The sequence below is a fragment of the Streptomyces sp. NPDC034043 genome, assembly GCF_055575675.1.
The window spans coordinates 349,722-366,961 of the sequence record NZ_JBVISF010000006.1 but is presented as its reverse complement, the minus strand read 5'-3'; the positions used below and the strand labels follow the sequence as shown (position 1 = coordinate 366,961).

General features: G+C 76.3%; 15 protein-coding genes. 7 read left to right on the top strand and 8 right to left on the bottom strand.

What is annotated here, in order from left to right; all coding sequences use genetic code 11:
- The first annotated feature begins 174 nt into the window (after positions 1-174).
- The gene (locus ACZ51S_RS18005) at positions 175-633 is read left to right on the top strand and encodes a hypothetical protein (protein WP_468803073.1); all 459 of its coding nucleotides are present in this window, start codon (positions 175-177) and stop codon (positions 631-633) included.
- Between the two features lie 44 nt (positions 634-677).
- On the top strand, positions 678-1,214 hold the full coding sequence (locus ACZ51S_RS18000; protein WP_468803072.1) for a hypothetical protein: 537 nt from the start codon (positions 678-680) through the stop codon (positions 1,212-1,214).
- Between the two features lie 4 nt (positions 1,215-1,218).
- Here ACZ51S_RS18000 and ACZ51S_RS17995 read toward each other — a convergent pair whose 3' ends face one another.
- Positions 1,219-1,902 (bottom strand): response regulator, encoded by a 684-nt coding sequence (locus ACZ51S_RS17995; RefSeq protein ID WP_468476593.1) that lies wholly within the window; start codon positions 1,900-1,902, stop codon positions 1,219-1,221.
- Positions 1,899-3,323 carry a sensor histidine kinase gene (locus ACZ51S_RS17990; RefSeq protein WP_468887451.1) on the bottom strand — a complete coding sequence of 475 codons (1,425 nt, stop codon included), beginning with the start codon at positions 3,321-3,323 and terminating at the stop codon, positions 1,899-1,901. Before ACZ51S_RS17990 ends, ACZ51S_RS17995 begins: the two co-directional genes overlap by 4 nt.
- A 109-nt stretch (positions 3,324-3,432) precedes the next feature.
- On the opposite strand from ACZ51S_RS17990, the gene ACZ51S_RS17985 reads away from it, so the two are divergent.
- On the top strand, positions 3,433-3,828 hold the full coding sequence (locus ACZ51S_RS17985; protein ID WP_468476595.1) for a hypothetical protein: 396 nt from the start codon (positions 3,433-3,435) through the stop codon (positions 3,826-3,828).
- On the opposite strand, the gene ACZ51S_RS17980 is transcribed toward ACZ51S_RS17985, so the two are convergent.
- From ACZ51S_RS17980 to ACZ51S_RS17970, 3 genes are all read right to left on the bottom strand, one after another.
- On the bottom strand, positions 3,782-5,050 hold the full coding sequence (locus ACZ51S_RS17980) for a hypothetical protein (RefSeq protein WP_468803068.1): 1,269 nt from the start codon (positions 5,048-5,050) through the stop codon (positions 3,782-3,784). The genes ACZ51S_RS17985 and ACZ51S_RS17980 overlap by 47 nt on opposite strands.
- A gap of 27 nt (positions 5,051-5,077) precedes the next feature.
- A complete protein-coding gene (locus tag ACZ51S_RS17975; protein WP_468803067.1) occupies positions 5,078-6,643 on the bottom strand; it encodes an FAD-binding oxidoreductase in 1,566 nt (521 codons plus the stop codon).
- A 120-nt stretch (positions 6,644-6,763) separates the two neighbouring features.
- Complete coding sequence (locus tag ACZ51S_RS17970) at positions 6,764-9,595, bottom strand: AfsR/SARP family transcriptional regulator (RefSeq protein ID WP_468476598.1); 2,832 nt, start codon at positions 9,593-9,595, stop codon at positions 6,764-6,766.
- A gap of 336 nt (positions 9,596-9,931) precedes the next feature.
- On the opposite strand from ACZ51S_RS17970, the gene ACZ51S_RS17965 reads away from it, so the two are divergent.
- Positions 9,932-10,360 carry a DUF8189 domain-containing protein gene (locus ACZ51S_RS17965; protein ID WP_468476599.1) on the top strand — a complete coding sequence of 143 codons (429 nt, stop codon included), beginning with the start codon at positions 9,932-9,934 and terminating at the stop codon, positions 10,358-10,360.
- 235 nt (positions 10,361-10,595) lie between these two features.
- Here the strand turns inward: ACZ51S_RS17965 and ACZ51S_RS17960 are convergent, their stop codons facing one another.
- A complete protein-coding gene (locus ACZ51S_RS17960; RefSeq protein ID WP_468476600.1) occupies positions 10,596-11,240 on the bottom strand; it encodes a class I SAM-dependent methyltransferase in 645 nt (214 codons plus the stop codon).
- Between the two features lie 59 nt (positions 11,241-11,299).
- Positions 11,300-12,901: an IucA/IucC family protein gene (locus ACZ51S_RS17955; protein WP_468961385.1), complete on the bottom strand. Its 1,602-nt coding sequence runs from the start codon at positions 12,899-12,901 to the stop codon at positions 11,300-11,302.
- Positions 12,902-12,986: 85 nt separating this feature from the next.
- Here ACZ51S_RS17955 and ACZ51S_RS17950 point away from each other — a divergent pair, with 85 nt between their 5' ends.
- Both ACZ51S_RS17950 and ACZ51S_RS17945 read left to right on the top strand, forming a co-directional pair.
- Positions 12,987-14,525 carry an IucA/IucC family protein gene (locus ACZ51S_RS17950; protein ID WP_468476602.1) on the top strand — a complete coding sequence of 513 codons (1,539 nt, stop codon included), beginning with the start codon at positions 12,987-12,989 and terminating at the stop codon, positions 14,523-14,525.
- 134 nt (positions 14,526-14,659) lie between these two features.
- The gene (locus ACZ51S_RS17945) at positions 14,660-15,451 is read left to right on the top strand and encodes a GntR family transcriptional regulator (protein ID WP_468887466.1); all 792 of its coding nucleotides are present in this window, start codon (positions 14,660-14,662) and stop codon (positions 15,449-15,451) included.
- A 124-nt stretch (positions 15,452-15,575) separates the two neighbouring features.
- Here ACZ51S_RS17945 and ACZ51S_RS17940 read toward each other — a convergent pair whose 3' ends face one another.
- A complete protein-coding gene (locus ACZ51S_RS17940) occupies positions 15,576-15,935 on the bottom strand; it encodes a winged helix-turn-helix domain-containing protein (protein ID WP_468803061.1) in 360 nt (119 codons plus the stop codon).
- Between the two features lie 164 nt (positions 15,936-16,099).
- Here ACZ51S_RS17940 and ACZ51S_RS17935 point away from each other — a divergent pair, with 164 nt between their 5' ends.
- Complete coding sequence (locus tag ACZ51S_RS17935) at positions 16,100-17,068, top strand: SigB/SigF/SigG family RNA polymerase sigma factor (protein ID WP_468476605.1); 969 nt, start codon at positions 16,100-16,102, stop codon at positions 17,066-17,068.
- Positions 17,069-17,240 lie beyond the last annotated feature (172 nt).

Sequence of the window (17,240 nt, the reverse complement as noted above, 5' to 3'; positions counted from 1 at the left end):
TCTCCAGTGGCAGGCCCGTGTCACCGGCCGGACAATGGAGTTGCGCTCAGCCGAGGCCGGCGTGCCCGGGCAACCCGTCCGTCGCCTTCGCGATTCCCTGAGAACCGGGCACCTCCGCCGCTGCTTCCGTTCGGCCCGGCACCTCGGCACGGCCCCTGCACGGAGGCTTTTCCGATGACGAATCCCAGTGAGCAGCCCACCCCGACGGGATCCCGCTCCCGCACCGCGTGGGACGTGTACTGCCCGGAGGAAGACCTCAACGTCCACATGCTGTTCCCCACGAAAGAGGCCGCCACCCAGGCGGCGGGCGAACACAACGTCGAGTTCACCCCACCCCACACGGCCCGCTGGGTGGTGCACACGCCCAGCGACGAGGACCCGCCGCACCTCACCGACGCCCAACGCGAGGCGTTCACGCGCAATGGGTCCGAATTCGCCGAACTGGAGAACCACAGCCGTTCGGTGCGCGAGGCCGCCGCGGCCCGTCTGCGGGAGGCGGGCTACGATCCCGGTGGTCCTCTGTACTGCTATGTCTGCACGTGCAGTCAGTTCCTCGCGCCTGACGACGACGGCGGCCTCGACGCCCGGTGTCAGCGGGAATACTGCCGGCACACGTCGATGCAGCACGCCTGAGGAGCCCCGCGTCGACCGAGCCGGCCGGTAGGCATAATTCCGCCATGAACATGACTGGGTTGCGGCTGTTGCTCGTGGCCGTACTCGCCGCGGCCGCGCTCAGCGGATGCTCCTACCTCTCGCCCTTCACGACATGTGAGGGCACCGGTCCGCAAGTGGCCGCCCTCGACGAGTTGCCGGCCCTGGACCTGCACCCGCCAGGGTCCAGGCCCCTCCACGGCGGCGCGACGGACGGGGCCACCTGCACCGATGACAGCGGGGACGCCTGGCTGAGCGCGGACCGGCTGTACGTGTACGACGGGAGCGCCGCGGACGTACTGGCGTACTACGCGCGGGAGCTCCCCGCGGCGGGCTGGCATCCGGTTCCGCGGAGCGGACCGGTGCCGGCGGGCGGGAACCCCGTGTCCTGCTTCGAATCCCCGGACCGGCCCAGCGTCGTCGTCACCTTCGAGTCACCCGCCGACCTCCGCGAGTTCTACCGGGTGGACCCCGGCCCCGAGCCGGCCGGCTCCGCGCCCCGGACCTGGATCCACGTGTACACCGAGGCGTCGACCGACGGATCGCGCATGGACTGCTACTGACCGGTCACGAGGCCGAGTCGCCCGGGCGGACCAGACCCGCCTCGTAGGCGAAGACCACCGCCTGCGCCCGGTCGCGGAGGTCCAGCTTGCCCAGGACCCGGCCGATGTGCGTCTTCACCGTCTGCTCCGCCAGGACCAGGTGGGCGGCGATCTCCTGGTTCGACAGCCCCCGCGCGATCAGCTCCAGCACCTCCGTCTCGCGCGGGGTCAGGCCGTTCAGCCGCAGCGCCGGGTCCTTGCGCGGGGCCGGCCGCTGCCGGACGAAGTCCGCGATCAGCCTGCGCGTCACCGACGGCGCCAGCAGGGCCTCGCCGGAGGCGACCACCCGGACCGCCGCGATCAGGTCGGCCGGCGGGGCGTCCTTCAGCAGGAAGCCCGACGCGCCCGCGCGCAGCGCCTCGTACACGTAGTCGTCGATGTCGAAGGTGGTCAGCATCAGCACCTTCGGCCGGTGCGTCACCCCCCGCGGCGGGTCCAGCAGCTCGCGGGCCGCCGACAGCCCGTCCAGCTCGGGCATCCGTACGTCCATCAGCACCACGTCGGGGTGGACCGTGCGCGAGACCCGCACCCCCTGGCGGCCGTCGGGGGCCTCGCCCACCACGTCGATGTCGGGCTGTGCCGACAGCAGCGCGGCGAATCCCGCCCGCACCATGGCCTGGTCGTCGACGATGATCACGCGGATGGTCAACTGGGTTCCTCGGTCCTGGAGTCGAGAGGGAGCCGGGCGGCGACCCGGAAACCGCCCTCGGGCAGCGGGCCCGCGTCCAGCGTCCCGCCGGTCAACCGTACGCGCTCGCGCATCCCCACCAGGCCGTGCCCCGTGCCCGTTCCGGAGACCTCCACCTCCGCCGCCGTGTCCCGGGCCGGACCGTTGACCACCAGGACGAGCACCTCGTCCTCCTCGGTGTTACACGTCACGGACACCCGTGTCCGCGCGCCCGGGGCATGGCGCACCACGTTGGCGAGGGCCTCCTGCACGATGCGGTACGCCGACAGGTCCACCGCCGGGGGTACGGCCGTCGCGGCCAGCCCCGTCGCCAGGGAGAACTCCACGGGCTGCCCGGCCCGTACGGTCGCCTCCACCAGCTGCTGGATCCTTGCGATTCCCGGCTGCGGTGCCAGGCCGCCGCCCTCACCGCCGGAGCCGTTGGTGCCGTCGCCCCGCAGCACCGTCAGCAGCCGCCGCATCTCGCCCAGCGACTCGCGCGCACTGGAGGCGATGGCCGCGAACTCCTCCCGCACCGGCTCCGCCATGCCGGGCAGCCGGTAGGGGGCGGAATCCGCCTGCACGGTGATCACCGACATGTGGTGGGCCACCACGTCGTGCAACTCCCGGGCGATCCGGGCGCGTTCCTCCAGCAGGGTGCGCCGCGCCCGCTCCGCCTCGCTGATGCTCTCCTGCTCGGCGATCCGCTGCCGCGCGTCACCCAGCCCGCGCAGCGCGCCCGACAGCGCCAGCACGGTCCCGCTCAGCACGAACAGCAGCGCGACGGTGGTCGTCACCCCCGCCGGCTGGAAGAAGCCGAGCACCACCCCCGCCGCGCCCGTCGCCAGCCACACCCCCACCAGGGTCCGCACCGGCTCGCGCAGCCCCAGGCAGACCATCAGCGCCAGGTACCCGACCACCACCATCGGCGTCCACGGCCAGGCGTGCCCGGCCATCCGGTCGGTTCCGATCAGCAGCGCCGCCCCGACGACGTCCGCGAGCAGCATCAGGCCCCAGGCCGCCAGCGGGCGCGACAGCGCCAGGAGCAGCGGTACCGTCTGGGCCACGCCGAGGGCCCCGGCCCAGCCGCCGCCCATGCCGTAGTCGTCGGTCAGCACCGAGATGGTCGACGGCAGCAGCGACGCCACGAAGACGCCCGCCACGGCGAAGGGCAGCATCCGCTGCCACCGCCGGGGCGCCCGCGCGCACAGCGGCTCGCCCGGCCGGGCGGGCGTACGCAGCGCCACGGCGAGCTGGGAGAAGGCGCCGGGCGTACGCGGCGCTTGCGTCTTGCGGGACGTGCGGGACGTGCGGGGCTTGCGGGATTCGGCCGTTCCGCCGGTCGTCCCGCTGTCGGCGCCGTCCCCGTCCGCGCGGGCCGGCCTGCGCACTCGAAGGCTCATGATCCGACCAGCCTATGCGCCCGCACCCCCCGCCGGGGCACGAGACAGGCGTCCCGGGATCCGACGGCGCCGTCTCGTTCCCCCGGCGGGTCCCGCTCGTTGAGCGGGCATGGAGCTGCTGCCGACCATCGCGGCGCCGGGCGTCGGTGAACGGGCCGACGCCGCGGCCGATGCCGCCTGCCACCTCTACGACGCCGTCGCGCCCGCCACCGGTGCGGGGCCCGGCGGCTGGAGCCGGACCGCCGCCGAGGACGCCGCCGAGACCATCGAGACCACCGCGCACGCCCTCGCGTCCATCCACCCGCGCGCCGAGGTGATCCTCGCGCCGGTGCACGCGGCCCTGGCCGACCTGCGCCGCCAGCTCGCGCTCGCCCCGGCCGACCCGCTGACCGCCGAGGGGGTCCCGGCGACGCCCCGGACCGTCGGCAACCCGCGCCGTACCCGCTGGGTGCGGGTGCTCACCGCGCCCGTGCCCCGGCAACCGCCGTCCGGTACAGCTTCCTGATCTCCGCGCCGAAGTAGGAGCTGTACGAGGTGTCCGCGGTGGGCCCGCCCGTCTTCCAGCCGCCGATCACGCCGATGACGTCGCCCGTCTGGGTCCGCGTGTCGTAGTGCGCGAGGAAGGGGCCGCCGCTGGTCCCGCCCGGATAGCCGGTGCAGTCGATCCTCAGGAACGATCCGGGGCTCTTCGGGTCGCGGCTGGTGAACCTGGTCGTACGGTTCACGCAGACGCGCGGGCGCGCGGCCGGCGCCGGATGGCCGACCAGCGTGACCTTGGAGTGGTTGAAGGCGGCGCCGGTGACGAGCCGGTTCCCGCCCACGACGTCCTCCACCGGGAGGCCGTCGGCGCCGGGCCCGACCTGGGCGAAGGCCACGTCCAGGGTGGCCGCCCGGTCGGGCCCCTCGGTGCGGTAGCGGGGGGCGATCCACACCTTCGAGCGCCCGGCCGCGTCGCGCAGCACCGGGAAGAGCCCGTACGGGCGCGGGTTGGCGCGCGTGTACTGCGGGACGAAGGCCACCTGGCGGGTGTCGGTGCCGAGCAGGCAGTGCGCCGCGCTGAGCACCATGTCGCGGCCGGGGGAGGAGACCACGCTGGCGGTGCAGAAGTAGGCGCCGCCGCCCTGCATGACGAACATCCGGCCCACCACCGGGATGCCGTTGAAGTCCTGCCCGACACCGGGGGTGGCCGGCAGGACCGCCGCGGCGGGCTTCGCGGACGCGGCGGACCGTGCCGGCTCCGGGTCGGACACGGGCGCCGGTGAGGCGGGCCCGGTCGCCGGCTCCGGAGCCGGCGGGGGCGCGGGTGTGTCGCCCCCCGGGCCGGTGGTGCCGGGGCCGGCGGCGGAGGGGGCCGTGGCGGCGGGATCACCGGCTCCGGCATCGACGCCGGCTCCGGCATCGGCCCCGGCTTCGGGGGAGACCGGTCCGTCCGGCTGGGCGGGGTCCGCCGGTGCCGCCGGGGACGGGGCCGGTGCCGCCGAACCGGCCGCGGGCCGGGCGGGTGCGACGGCATGCGGGACCGTACCGGCGGCGGGGTCCGGTTCGGGCACGGGCAGGGCGGCGGCCATCCGGTCCTCCGTCCAGAAGGCCGCGGCCTCCCGCGCCGACCAGTGCTCGGAAGCCGCCTCCGCCCGCTCCGTCCGTGCCACGGGCAGGACCCCGCCCGGCAGGATCAGGGCGGCGGCCGCGGCGGCCGCGGCCGTCACCACCGTCAACAAACGTCGCATGTCTCGCTCGTTCCTGTCGTGACTGCCCTAGACAGCCTGGGGGAAACGGAACAGCCTGCCCGGGTCGTAGGCGCGCCTGACCTCCTCCAGGCGGGGGAGGTTGGACCCGTAGTAGGCCTCGCGCCAGTCGGCGAGTTTCGGATCGGCGTAGTTCTGGTAGGCGCGCCCGCCCGCCCAGGGGCGCAGGTCCCGCCACAGCCCGTCGAGCCAGCCCTGGTGCCGTGAGACCTCGGCCGCCGTCGCGGACTCCGGCCAGTACGCGAGGTACTGGGCGAGGAAGGCGCTGTCCCGGTGGACGAAGGCGGTGCCGACGGCGGGCACCCGGTTCACGGCCCCGCCGCACACCCCGTCGAACTGGACCACTCCGAAGCCGCCCCCCGGAGCCTGCCGCCCGTAGCGCCGGACCGCGTCCAGCACCGCCGCCAGCGCGCCCTCCGGGAGCCCCGCACCGCCCCAGAAGTCGGAACGGGCCGCGTACGAGTCCCGGCCCAGGCGCCCCCGCGGATCCCGGCCGGGCAGCCGGCCCCGCAGCCTGCACCCCGCGGCAGCGAGGTCCGCGCAGCCCGCCATGGCCCGCACGGTGTCCCCGTAGCCGCGTACGCGGATCCAGCTGTCCCGCGGCTCCGGGCCCACCAGGCCGGTCAGCCGGGTCAGCTCCCGCTCAAGCTCCGCCCGCCCGTCGAGGCACACCACCCTGACGGCGGGCACGGCGTCCCGGCCCGCCCCCACGGTGAACTCCACCTGGCTCCAGAACGGGTCCGGCAGCGCGCCCAGCCAGCGCTGCCAGCCCCGTACCACCGCCGCGGAGTCCCCGGCAGGCCAGTGCAGTTCGGCGAACGCGGCGTCACCCACCGGATGGGTGCGCAGCCGGAACTCGGTGACCACGCCGAAGTTCCCGCCCCCGCCCCCGCGCAGCGCCCAGTACAGATCGGGGTCCCGGTCGGCGCCGACCTCGCGCACCACCCCGTCCGGGGTCACCACGCGGGCCCCCGAGAGCCGGTCGGAGGTGGTCCCGTACGCCCGCGAACCCAGCCCCAGCCCGCCGCCGAGGGTGAGCCCGGCGATGCCGACGGAGGGGCACAGCCCGGCGGGGACGCCGAGGCCGCGCGCGGCGAGGGCCGCGTGCACCTCGGCGAGCCGGGCCCCGGCACCGACCCGCACCACGTCCCCCTCGACCGTCACGGCGGCCATCGCCCCGGTGTCCACCACCAGCCCCCCGGCGACCGTGGACCACCCCGCGTAGCCGTGGCCGCCGCCGCGCGGCACCACCGCCGCGGCGGAGCGGCGCGCGAAGTCCAGGCACACGGCCACGTCCCCGGCGTGCGCGGGGTAGGCCACGGCGCCGGGCGCCACGGCGTCGTAGCGGGGCTGGAACAGCTGCCGGGCCTCGGCGTAGTCGGCGTCCCCCGGAAGCACCAGCCGCCCGTCCATCGCGCGGCCCAGCGCCCCGAAGCCGGGGCCCGCCCCGGCCGCCGCACGCGGGCCCCGCCGCGCCCCGCCGTCCCCCATCCCGTCCGCCCGCGCGCTCGCCCCGGTGGCGGCGAGGACGGCGGCGGCCGCGGCCGCGAGGGCCCGGCGGCGTGGAAGGCTCATCCCCCCTTCCTGCCACCGCCGGGCCCGATCGCCGAGCAGGCGGGCCCGCCCGCCGCCGCTTCCCGCCCGAACGGACCAGGGCCGCGCGGGACGGCGGGGGCCCGGCCGCCGCGCCCCGGCTCAGCGTTCCGCCAGGGCCTCCAGCGCGGCGCGGGCCGCGCTCTCGCCCTCCTCGTACGCGTGGGCCCGCGCCTCCCGGGCCGCGTCGCCGAGCTGGCGTACCGCCTCGACCCTGCGGCCCGTCGCGGCGAGCGCCTCGCCGTACAGGGTGCGCAGCACCACCCGCCGGGGCGCCGCCGCGGGCGGGGCGGCCAGGGCCAGGCCGCGGACCGCGTGATCGGCGGCCGCCTCGGGCGCGCCCACGGTCAGCAGGTGCTCCGTCAGGTGCTGGTGGGCCAGGGCGACCGTGTCGGTGCGGCCCGCCCGTTCCGCCAGGCGGAGGGCCGAGGACAGCAGCTCCCCGGGCCGGGCGCGTTCGCCCGTCCGGGTGAGCGCGACGGCGAGGTTGATCCGGGCGATGGCCTCCCCGGCCGTGTCACCCGCCAGGGCGGCCAGGCCGGGCGCCCGTTCGAGCTGCGCGAGGGCCTCCTGCGGCCGCCCTTCCTCGGACAGCACCCAGCCCAGCAGCGCCCGGGTCCGCGACTGGGCACCGGGGTCGCCGTCGGCCTCGGCGCAGACCAGCGCCCGTTCCAGCAGGGACACCCAGCCGTCGCGGACCTGCCACACGATCAGCGGCCACTGGAGCAGCACCAGCCGCCAGGCGCGGTCGTGCAGCCCGGCGGCGACGGCCGACTCCACCGCGCCGCGCAGCGCGTCCCGTTCGGCGGCGAACCAGGCCAGGGCGTCCGCGCGGCCGGCGAACGGCCGCACCGGTGCGGCCCGCCGGACCCCCGCGGGCAGGGCGCAGCAGGGCTCGCTGCCCGGCTCGGCGGCGGCGCAGGCCGCGAGGAGGGTGCGCAGCCAGTGGTCGAGCAGCCGCAGCAGCGCCTCCGGGTCGTAACCCGGCGACAGGCTGCGGGCGTAGAGCCGCACCAGGTCGTGCAGTACGTACGACTGCGGGCCCGCCTCCACGACCAGCTGGGCGGCCGCCAGCTGGTCCAGGGCGGCGGCTGCCTGGCTGGGCAGGCAGCCGGCGAGCGCGGCGGCCGTGCGGAGGTCGAGCGTGGCGCCGGTATGCGGTCCGAGGTGGTGGAACATCCGCCGGGCGGGCTCCGGCAGGTGCTGCACCGTGAGGCCCAGAGCGGCGGCGACGCCGGTGTTCCCCACGTTCAGCAGGTCCAGCCGGCTGTGCTCGTCGGCGAGTTCACCGGCGAAGGCGGCGAGTCCCCGGTGCGGGCGGGTGGCGAGCCGGGCGGCGGCCACGCGCAGGGCAAGCGGCAGGCCGTCGCACAGCCCGGCCAGGCGCGCCGCGGCCTCCGGCTCGGCCGCGACCAGGTCCGGGCCCAGGACGGCGGCGAGCAGCTCCGTGGACTGCGCGGCGGGCAGTTCGCGCACCGGTACGGGGCGGGCGGCGTCGGAGACCACCAGTTCCCCGAGCCGGCTGCGGCTGGTGACCAGGGTGACGCAGCCGTCGCCGCCGGGCAGCAGGGGCCGCACCTGTGCGGAGTCACGGGCGTTGTCGAGCACGACCAGCATCCGGCGCCCGCAGGTCAGCTCCCGGTAGCGGGCGCCGAGGGCCTGCGCGGTGTCCGGCATCCGCTCGGCCGGGACGCCGAGCGCGAGCAGGAACTCGCGCAGCACGGAGGTGGTGTCCCGGGCCGGGACGGGGCTGTAGCCGTGGAGGTCGGCGAAGAGCCGGCCGTCGGGGAAGTCCGCGCGCCGCCGGTGCGCCCAGTGCAGGGCGAGCGCGGTCTTCCCGACGCCGGCGCTGCCGGTGAGCATGACGACGGCGTCGGGGTGGGCGGCCGTGGCCCGGTCGAGCGCCGCCAGTTCGGCGGTACGGCCCGTGAAGCCGCCGGGGCGGCGCGGGAGGAGCTGGGGTACCGCGGGCGTGCGGGCGGGCGGGGCCGGCTCGGCGGATCCCGCGCCCGGTGCGGCCGATCCCCCGTCCGGCTCGGCCGGTCCGCCGTCCGGTGCGGCCGATCCCGAGCCCGGCCCGGCGGGTTCCCCGTCCGGCCCCCAGGCGGCCGGGGAGGGGGTGGCGGGCAGTCGGACGGCGGCCGTGGGCACGGCGGCAGCCGGTACGGGTGCGGGGACGGCCCGCGCGGGTGCGTCGGCCCGGAGCAGAGCGGTGTACGCGTCGGAGAGCACCGCTCCGGGATCGACACCGAGCTGGTCGGCGAGCAGCTCCCGCGTGCGGTGGTACCAGTCCAGGGCGTCCGACTGCCGGCCGGACCGGCCCAGCGCCAGCATCAGCGCCGCGACCAGCGGTTCCCGCAGCGGGTGCAGTACGGCCTCCGCCCGCAGCATGGCCGCCGCGGCCGAGTGCTCACCGAGGAGCGCATGCGCCCCGGCCAGCTCCTCCACGGCCGTCAGCCGCATCTCGTCCAGCCCGTGCGCGGCGGCCTCCAGCAGCGGCCCGCCCACGGTCCCGCCCAGCGCGGGCCCCTCCCACAGCGCGAGAGCCTCCCGCAGCAGCCGTACCGCCCGGGCCGGTTCGCGCTGTTCCCGGGCGAGCCGGTGCAGTCGCTCGAAGCGGTGGGCGTCCACCAGGGATTCGGGCAGCCGCAGTGCGTACGCCGGTCCCTGGGTGAGGAGTTCCACACCGTGGGCCGGTGCCCCGTGCTCGGCGAACAGGGCGCGCAACCGGGAGACGTGACCCTGCAGTACCGTTCGGGAGTGCCGGGGAGGGTCCTCGTCCCACAGCGCCCGCGTCAGCCGGTCCACCCCGACGGCCGCGTTGGGCCGCAGCAGGAGCATCGCCAGCAGGCTCCGCCGCTTGGCGGGGCCCAGCTGCACGGGCCTTCCGCACTCCGCAACCAAGGTGACCGTCCCCAGCACGCGGAACTCCATGCATGCCCCTTCCATCCGTTTTCCCCCACCCGAGCATATGTCTCCGCATTTCGGTCCATGAGGGGGATCCCGGCCAATCGCTCCGGCCCGCCAATGCCGCCCCGCACCGCGCGCACCTGCGGCGACGCGCCGGCGGGCACCCGGAAGGGCCTCGTGGCGCAAGGATCGGCGAAACCCCGTTAGCCGGGCGTTAGGAGTGCGTTGGCGGCCGCTGGAAGTCTCTTGTCCGCCGGGCGGTCCGCACGACGGTCCCGCCCTCCCGGCCCCGTGGGGGACGGGTCCCCGGGCGGACCGGCCGGCAACCTCAGAAGACCAGCGGGAACAGGGAGTCACTTCATGGCTTTATCCATCGTCCGCGCCTCGGCCCTGGCGGCCTCCACCCTCGCCCTGGCCGGCGTGGCCCTGACCGGTGTGGCCTCGGCCGCCCCGGCGCAGGACCGGGCCCCGTCCGCGGCGGCCGCGTACTGTCACGTGCCCGGCCTCGGCGGCGACTACATCTGCGAGTACGGGGAGGCCTGGCAGACCTTCCCGAACGGTCAGCGCCAGGTCTTCATCGTCGGCTCCGACTTCGCGGTGTGGACCCGCTACAACTACACGAACGGCGATTGGTCCAGCTGGCAGTCGCTGAGCGGCAAGGCCCGCAGCGGCGTCCGGATCGAGGGCAACAACACCTGGACCCCCACGATCTCCGTCGTGGGCATGGACGGCGACCGCTGGTACCGCCACCGCCTGACCAGCGGCACCTGGACCGGCTGGCAGAGCTGACCCCTCCCCGAGGGCCCGGGCGGACGTAGCGGTGCTGCACCTCCGCGATGCCCGCCCGGCCCCCCTCGCGCGGCGCGCGGGCCGGGCTTCCGGCCCGCGCGCCGCGCGGTCGTGCCCGGCGGCCCCCCCCGCCGGGCGTCGCGTCGCCGATGCGGCCGCCTCCGCCCGGTCGTGCCCGGCCCGCGCCACGCCGGCCCGGCGCGCGGCCCCCGGCGCCACGGCCCCGGTGTCCGCCTCAGGCGTCCGGCTCCCGGCGGGCCAGCAGGAACCCCTGCGGGCCGTGCTCCCCGGCGTCCGGTTCCCGTACCATCCGGGCGACTTCCGCCAGCCCCGCCCCGGCCAGCAGCGAGGCGACCAGATCCGGCGGGGTCCCGTACACCTCGAGGTCGACCGGATGCCCGTAGGCGTGCTCCAGCCGGCGCCGCTCGTCCCCGGCCTCGAACGCGACGAGCGCGTGGCCCCCGGGCGCCAGTACCCGGGCGAACTCCGCAAAGAGGGCGGGCAGTTCGTCCGGCGGAGTGTGCACGGTGGAGTACCAGGCCAGGACCCCGCCCAGCACCCCGTCGGCCATGTCCAGCCCGGCCATCCGGCCCACGTCGAAGCGCAGGCCCGGATAGCTGCGCCGGGCCACCGCCACCATCGCGGGGGAGAGGTCGACGCCGAAGGCCCGTACGCCGAGGCCGTCCAGGTACGCCGTGACGCGGCCCGTACCGCAGCCCAGGTCGGCGACGGCCCCGCCGCGCACGCACTCGGCGAAGGCGTTGAGCAGGGCCCGGTCCAGGGGCCGGGCGTCCAGGGCGTCGCCCAGCAGCCGGGCGTGGTCGACCGCGACGGCGTCGTACGACGCCCGGACGGCACTGAGGCGCGAGGTCTGTGTCATGCCCCTGAACAGTAGCCCGCCCGGCCGCCCCGCTCACCCCCTCCTCCGGCCGGCCTCCGTCAGCCCCCAGCCGCCTCCGGCCGCCTCCCTCGGCCCCCGGCCGACGGCAGGGGCAGCTCTGCCCACTGGTCGCCCGGCACCCCCGGACTCAGCCGCATCAGCGTGAGCGCCTTCACCGGCAGCGGCCCGCTCCGCAGCGCCGCCGAGTCGGCGGTGGGCGCCAGGCCGTCGAGCCCGGCCGCGAGGCACTCCGCGAACGCCCCGGCCGAGCCCGCCGTCGAGGCGAGCGCCCCGGCCACCAGGGAGCCGAAGAGCTTGCGCCGCAGCACCGTCTCGTCGTCCGTCACGAGCCGCCCCGAAAGGGCCGGCACCGGCAGGCCGTGCCGGGCGAGACGGGCCGGGCTGATCCGGATGTCGGCCAGGTCGCGGTAGACCAGCCGCAGCGGGCTCCCGTCGGGCGCCAGCACCACCAGCAGGTTCTGCCCGTGGGCCTCCAGCGCCACCCCGAGGTCCAGCACCCGCAGGCACACCGACAGCGCGAGCCGGGCGAACGCCGCCCGCCAGGCGGGTGACCGCCCCAGCTCCGTGTCCGCCAGCGCCGCCACCGGGACGACCCGCTCGCCGGGCCGCGCGTACGCCTCCGGGGGCTCGCGGAGCACCGCGGCCAGATCCGGGCTGTAGGCGGTGGCCGCGCCCAGCGTCCGGGTGATGTGCAGGCGGCCGTCGAGCCGCTCGGTCAGCGCGTGGGCGAAGGCCGAGAGCACGGCGGCCGTCTCCACCGAGTACGCGGAGATGTCGCGGACGGAGGAGGTCAGCCGCGTGCTCAGTGCCGTCTTCACATGGGGGCCGCCCGCCGCCGGGGCGAGCGTCCGCAGCGCCATCAGCGGATGTGCCGCGGGCCCGGGAAGGACCGTCTCGCCCTTCAGGACGTGCTCGGCCTGCCAGGGGTGCACCGGCACCAGGATCCGGTCCCCGTCGCGCAGGTGCTCCGGCCACTCCCCGGCCACCAGGCACTCCGCCGCCCGCACGGGGACCAGCCCGAGCTCCACCAGCGGCCGGTGCTCCGGCGCGTACGCCAGCTGCTCGGCCACCGTGAAACCCGGCCGGGACCGGCAGTTGGGGTGGTAGGGGTGCCCGTCCACCACCCGCTGCTCCCATTCCCACCCGGCCCGCGGCCCGGCTTCCGCCCCGTCCGGCCGCCCGGCCCGGGACAGGGCCAGGGAGGCGGTGCTGTCGTCCAGTTCGGCGGCGAAGGCGGCGCCGTGCGGCACCCGCAGCGACCGGACCAGCCGGGCCGCCTGCCGGCAGGGCCGCCCGTCCAGCCGCACCTCGCCGACCCGGGAGTCCGTCGCGTAGGGGTCGGCGGGCGGCCCCTCCAGCCGCCGGCCGCCGGCCAGCAGCAGCGTGAGCGAGTCCGCTCCGTGCTCCCGGCCCACCACCCACGGCAGCGGCTCGAACGCCAGTGCCCGCCACAGCCGGGTCAGCACGGCGGCGCGCGCACCGGCCAGCGAGGCCTCGTACGCGCCTGCCAGTCCGGGCCGTAGGCCGGCCAGTGCGACCGCGACGGCCTCCTCGGCCGCGGTGGCGGGGGAGTGCCCGGAGTGGGGCGGGGGAACGTGCCTACTGCGGTCCAGGGGTCCGGTCCTTTCGAGTCCGTCCATCGATGATCACGTCATCATCGCGGATACTGAAGATCACCGCCGGTGGTCCCTCCCGCGAACCCCCGGCACACCGGAGACGGACCGAATGGAACCAGTGGACCTCAACACCGCCGCCGACGCCTACAGCGCCGCACCGCTGCTGAACTGCCTGCTCCGGGAGGTGGGCGAAGCCGAGGGCGGGCGGGTCCACCGGCTGCGGGGCAGCGGCCGGCTGCTGCGCGTCGGCGGCGGACGCCGCCCGACCGGCCCCGAGCTGCGCACGGCGGACGGCTGGCATCCGCTCAGCCACGCGGAACTGGTCAAGCTCACCTCCGACGAACTGCTCCGGTACACCGGCGTCCCCAACGACGAACTCCCCGGCGAGATCGGCGACAGCCGCGGGGCCGTGGCGGCGCTGCTGGCCGCCCGGGCGGCCGCCGAGGCGCCCGGGGACCCGTACGTCCTGTCCGAACAGGCCCTGGTGACGGGCCATCCGCACCACCCCGCCCCCAAGGCCAGGGGCGGCGCGCCCGCCGCGAGCTGGCTGCCGTACGCCCCCGAGGCGCACGCCCGCTTCCCGCTGGTGATGCTGGGGCTGCGCGAGGACCAGGTGGCCGAGGAGGGCGGCCCGGCCGCCGCCGGTGCGGTCGACGCGCTGGCCGGGATCCTCGACGGCCCCCGCCCGCCCGCCGGTTACCGGGCGCTGCCCGCGCACCCCTGGCAGCTGGAGCTGCTCGCGGGCCGCCGGGAGCTGGAGGAGGCCTTCGCCGACGGCCGCCTGCTGCGGCTCGGCCCGACCCGGCTGCCGGTCTGGCCCACCGCCTCCGTGCGGACCGTCTACGCCCCGGATCCGGCGGCCGACCTGTTCGCCAAGTTCAGCCTCGACGTCCGCATCACCAACGACGTGCGCCGGCTGTGGCGCCACGACCTGCTGAAGCTGCGCCGCACCGACTCCGCCGTCGAGGAGGGGTTCGCCGCTCTGCGCCGCCGGACGGGATCGGCCGCGGTGTGGCTGAGCGACCGCGGGTACCGCACGGCCGCCTTCGCCTTCGAGGAGCTGGCCGTCCTCGTCCGCGACGGGCTGCGCGCGGGCGTGACGGCCGGGGCGGTACCGCTGCTGGCCGCCGCGCTCGCCGAGGGATTCCCCGGGAGCCCGCTCGACGACGCGCCCGACCCGGCCGGCTGGTGGCGGGCGTACCTGCGCCATGTCGTGCCCCCCGTCCTGGACCTGTTCGCCCGGCACGGGATCGTGCTGGAGGCCCACCTCCAGAACTGCCTGGTCGCGGTGGACGGCCGGGGCGTGCCGGTGCAGGCCCTCTTCCGCGACGCGGAGGGAGTGAAACTCCCTCAGGACATGCCGCGCGAGGCCGCCTGGCAGCGGCTCGTGTACTGCCTGGTCGTCAACCACCTCGCGGAGGTGGGCGGAGCACTGGCCGAGCGGCACCCCGGGGTGGCCGACGCGGTGTGGCCCGCGGTCCGCGCGGAGCTGGTGCGCTACGACACCGCGTACGGCCTGCCGGAGATCGCCGGGCTCCTGACGGCCCCCTCGCTTCCGGCCAAGACGAACCTGCTGCTGCGCTGGACCCGGGCGGACGGCGCCGACGCGCGCTACCTGGCGCTGCCCAACCCCCTGCGGGGTGCGTGAGCGGGGACGGGCCGAGGCGTGGGATTCGGCCAAGGTGGCGGGACCGCCTGAACTCCCGTACCGAAAGGTATAGACCAATGCTAGGTTGGCCGGGCAGACCGCGCAGTCCTTGACCACCCGTCAGAGGAGAAGCCATGCCCTCCCCTTCGCGGGGCGGCCGCCCGGCCGCCATGCCCAAGTACCAGCGGATCGCCGCACAACTGCGGGACGAACTCGACCGCGCCGCCCGGACCTCCGGCGGCAGGCTGCCCTCCGAACGCACCCTGGCCGCCCGGTACGAGGTCAACCGGCAGACCGTCCGGGCCGCCCTCCAGGAGCTGCGCGCCGACGGACTGGTCGTCACCGGACGCCGGGGCACCCGGGCCGCCGCCGCGGCGGCGCACCGGGAGGCGCCCGGCCCGGGGTACGCGGCCCCGCCCGCCCGTGCCGGGTCGCACGTGGCACCGCCCCGGCGGGCGGGCGCCCCCGTCACCCGGACCCGGCTCGCCCTGGTCACCGTGCCGCCCTCGCTGGCCGCGCTGCTCGGGATGAGCGGCGGCGAGAGCACTCTGGTCCACCACCACCACGTGTACGGCCCGGGCGGGCAGGCGGTGCGGCACGCGGTGACGTACCTCTGCCCGCGCGCCGTCGCCCGCACCCCGGAGCTCGCCGCCTACCTCGACGGGCCGGACGAGGTCCGGAACGGGGACCTGCGGCCGCTGCACCGCTGGCTGGAACGGGCCGCCGCGCGCGGCCGGACCTCCGAGACCATCACGATGACCCGCACCAGCCACCCCGCGGCCGCGCCGGCCTGCGGGCTGTCCGTACGCCGCACCCTTCACGACGGCTCCGGGCGGCTCCTCGCCGTGACGGACCTGGCGTTCGCCGGCTGGGACCGGCTCACCTTCCACCGCGAGCCCGAGGCCATCGCGTTCCGGGTGACATGACCCACACGGCGGACCGGCGCCGGCCCGGGGCCGGGTGACGTGACCCACACCGCCGACCGGTGCCGGCCAGGGGGGTCCGGCGGATGGGGCCCGGATGTGATCCGAGTGAGCCGTCGGGCGTCCTCTACTCCACGGCGGCCGGGGCGGGCAGGTTCTGCGGGGCCGGCCGGACTTCGGCGGCTTCGGGGCCTTCGGCGGCGGGTGCGCCGGTGAGCAGGGAGAGGAGACCGGCCACCCGCACGCCCGCCTCGGCGGGATGCCGGAACATGGCGCCCGGCGAGATCTCGTAGCGGTTGCGCCGGCCGTCCCGTACCCGGCGCAGGTAGCCGTCCGACTCAAGGTCGGTCACGATCGCCTGGACCGTGCGCTCGGTGAGTGCGCACACCAGGGCCACGTCCCTCACCCGCGCTCCGGGATCCCGGGCGATGGTCACCAGGACGCGTGCGTGATTTGTGAGAAATGTCCAGTTCTCTCGGCGTGTCATGCTCCCCATCCCGTCATGATGCGGCACATGTTTCCCGTGAAACAAGACGTGAAAGACGCGAAAAGCTTTTCCGGTATTTCTTGACGTGTGAGTGGATCCGGTCCAGAGTCGAGGGCAGTCACGGTCCCGCGCCGCAAGCCGACCAGCCCAAGGAGCGAACCCCCATGCCGGTACCCGCCCATCAGTCCCCTCTCGCCGCCCCCGCCGCGGCCGACACCGCCGGACCCCTTCTGCCCGGCCCCCGCAGCGGCCGGGCGGCGGCCCGCGAGGCCGGCCTGCCCCGGATCGACGAGCCCAGGGAGGTGGCCCCGGCGGACGCGCGGGAGCTGTCGAAGGTCTTCTTCGCGCGGCTCCGCGAACTCCCCGAGGGCACTCCTGAGCGGCAGTACGTCCGCAACACCCTGATCGAGATGAACGCCTCGCTCGTCCAGTACGCGGTCCGCCGCTTCCGCGGCCGCGCCGACGGCGCCGCCGGCGACGTCGAAGACCTCGTGCAGGTCGGCACCATCGGCCTGATCAAGGCCATCGACCGGTTCGACCCGGCCCGCGAGAACGAGTTCGCCACCCTCGCCATGCCGTACATCACGGGCGAGATCAAGCGTCACTTCCGCGACACCGCCTGGGCCGTCCACGTCCCGCGCCGGCTCCAGGAGCTGCGCATCGACATCGCCAAGGCGAAGGAGGAGCTGACGGTCCGGCTCGACCGCTCGCCCACCGTCCACGACCTCGCCGCACACCTCGACCTCACCGAGGAGCAGGTCATAGAGGGCCTGGTCGCCGCCAACGGACACACCAGCGGCTCCCTCGACGCCCCGCACGCCGAACACGGCGACGGCCCCGCCGAAGGCCACACCCTCGCCGAGGTGCTGGGGGAGGAGGAGCCGGCCCTGGAGCTCGTCGAGGACATCCAGACCCTGGCGCCCCTGCTCGAACGGCTCAGCGACCGTGAACGCACCATGCTCCGGATGCGCTTCGGGGAGGAGCTGACCCAGGCTCAGATCGGCGCCGCCCTCGGCATCTCACAGATGCAGGTCTCCCGGCTCCTGACCCGGCTCCTCACCCATCTGCGGACCTCCATGCTGGCCGACCCCGATCCCGGCCCCGCCGCCGAGCCGGTTCCCGGAAGCCGCTGAGGCCGGCGCCCCGTGGGCGCGACGGGCCGGCGTGAGTTGGATCACTACACCGTTTGCCGCAGCGAAGGCCGGGCACGCGGGCCGCTGGAGCGGAACCGCGTGCTCCGGACGTTGGGCCGGGCCGCGGACCGCGCGGGCCGATCCCGCCCCGCTCCCCGGCCCGCGCCCCCGG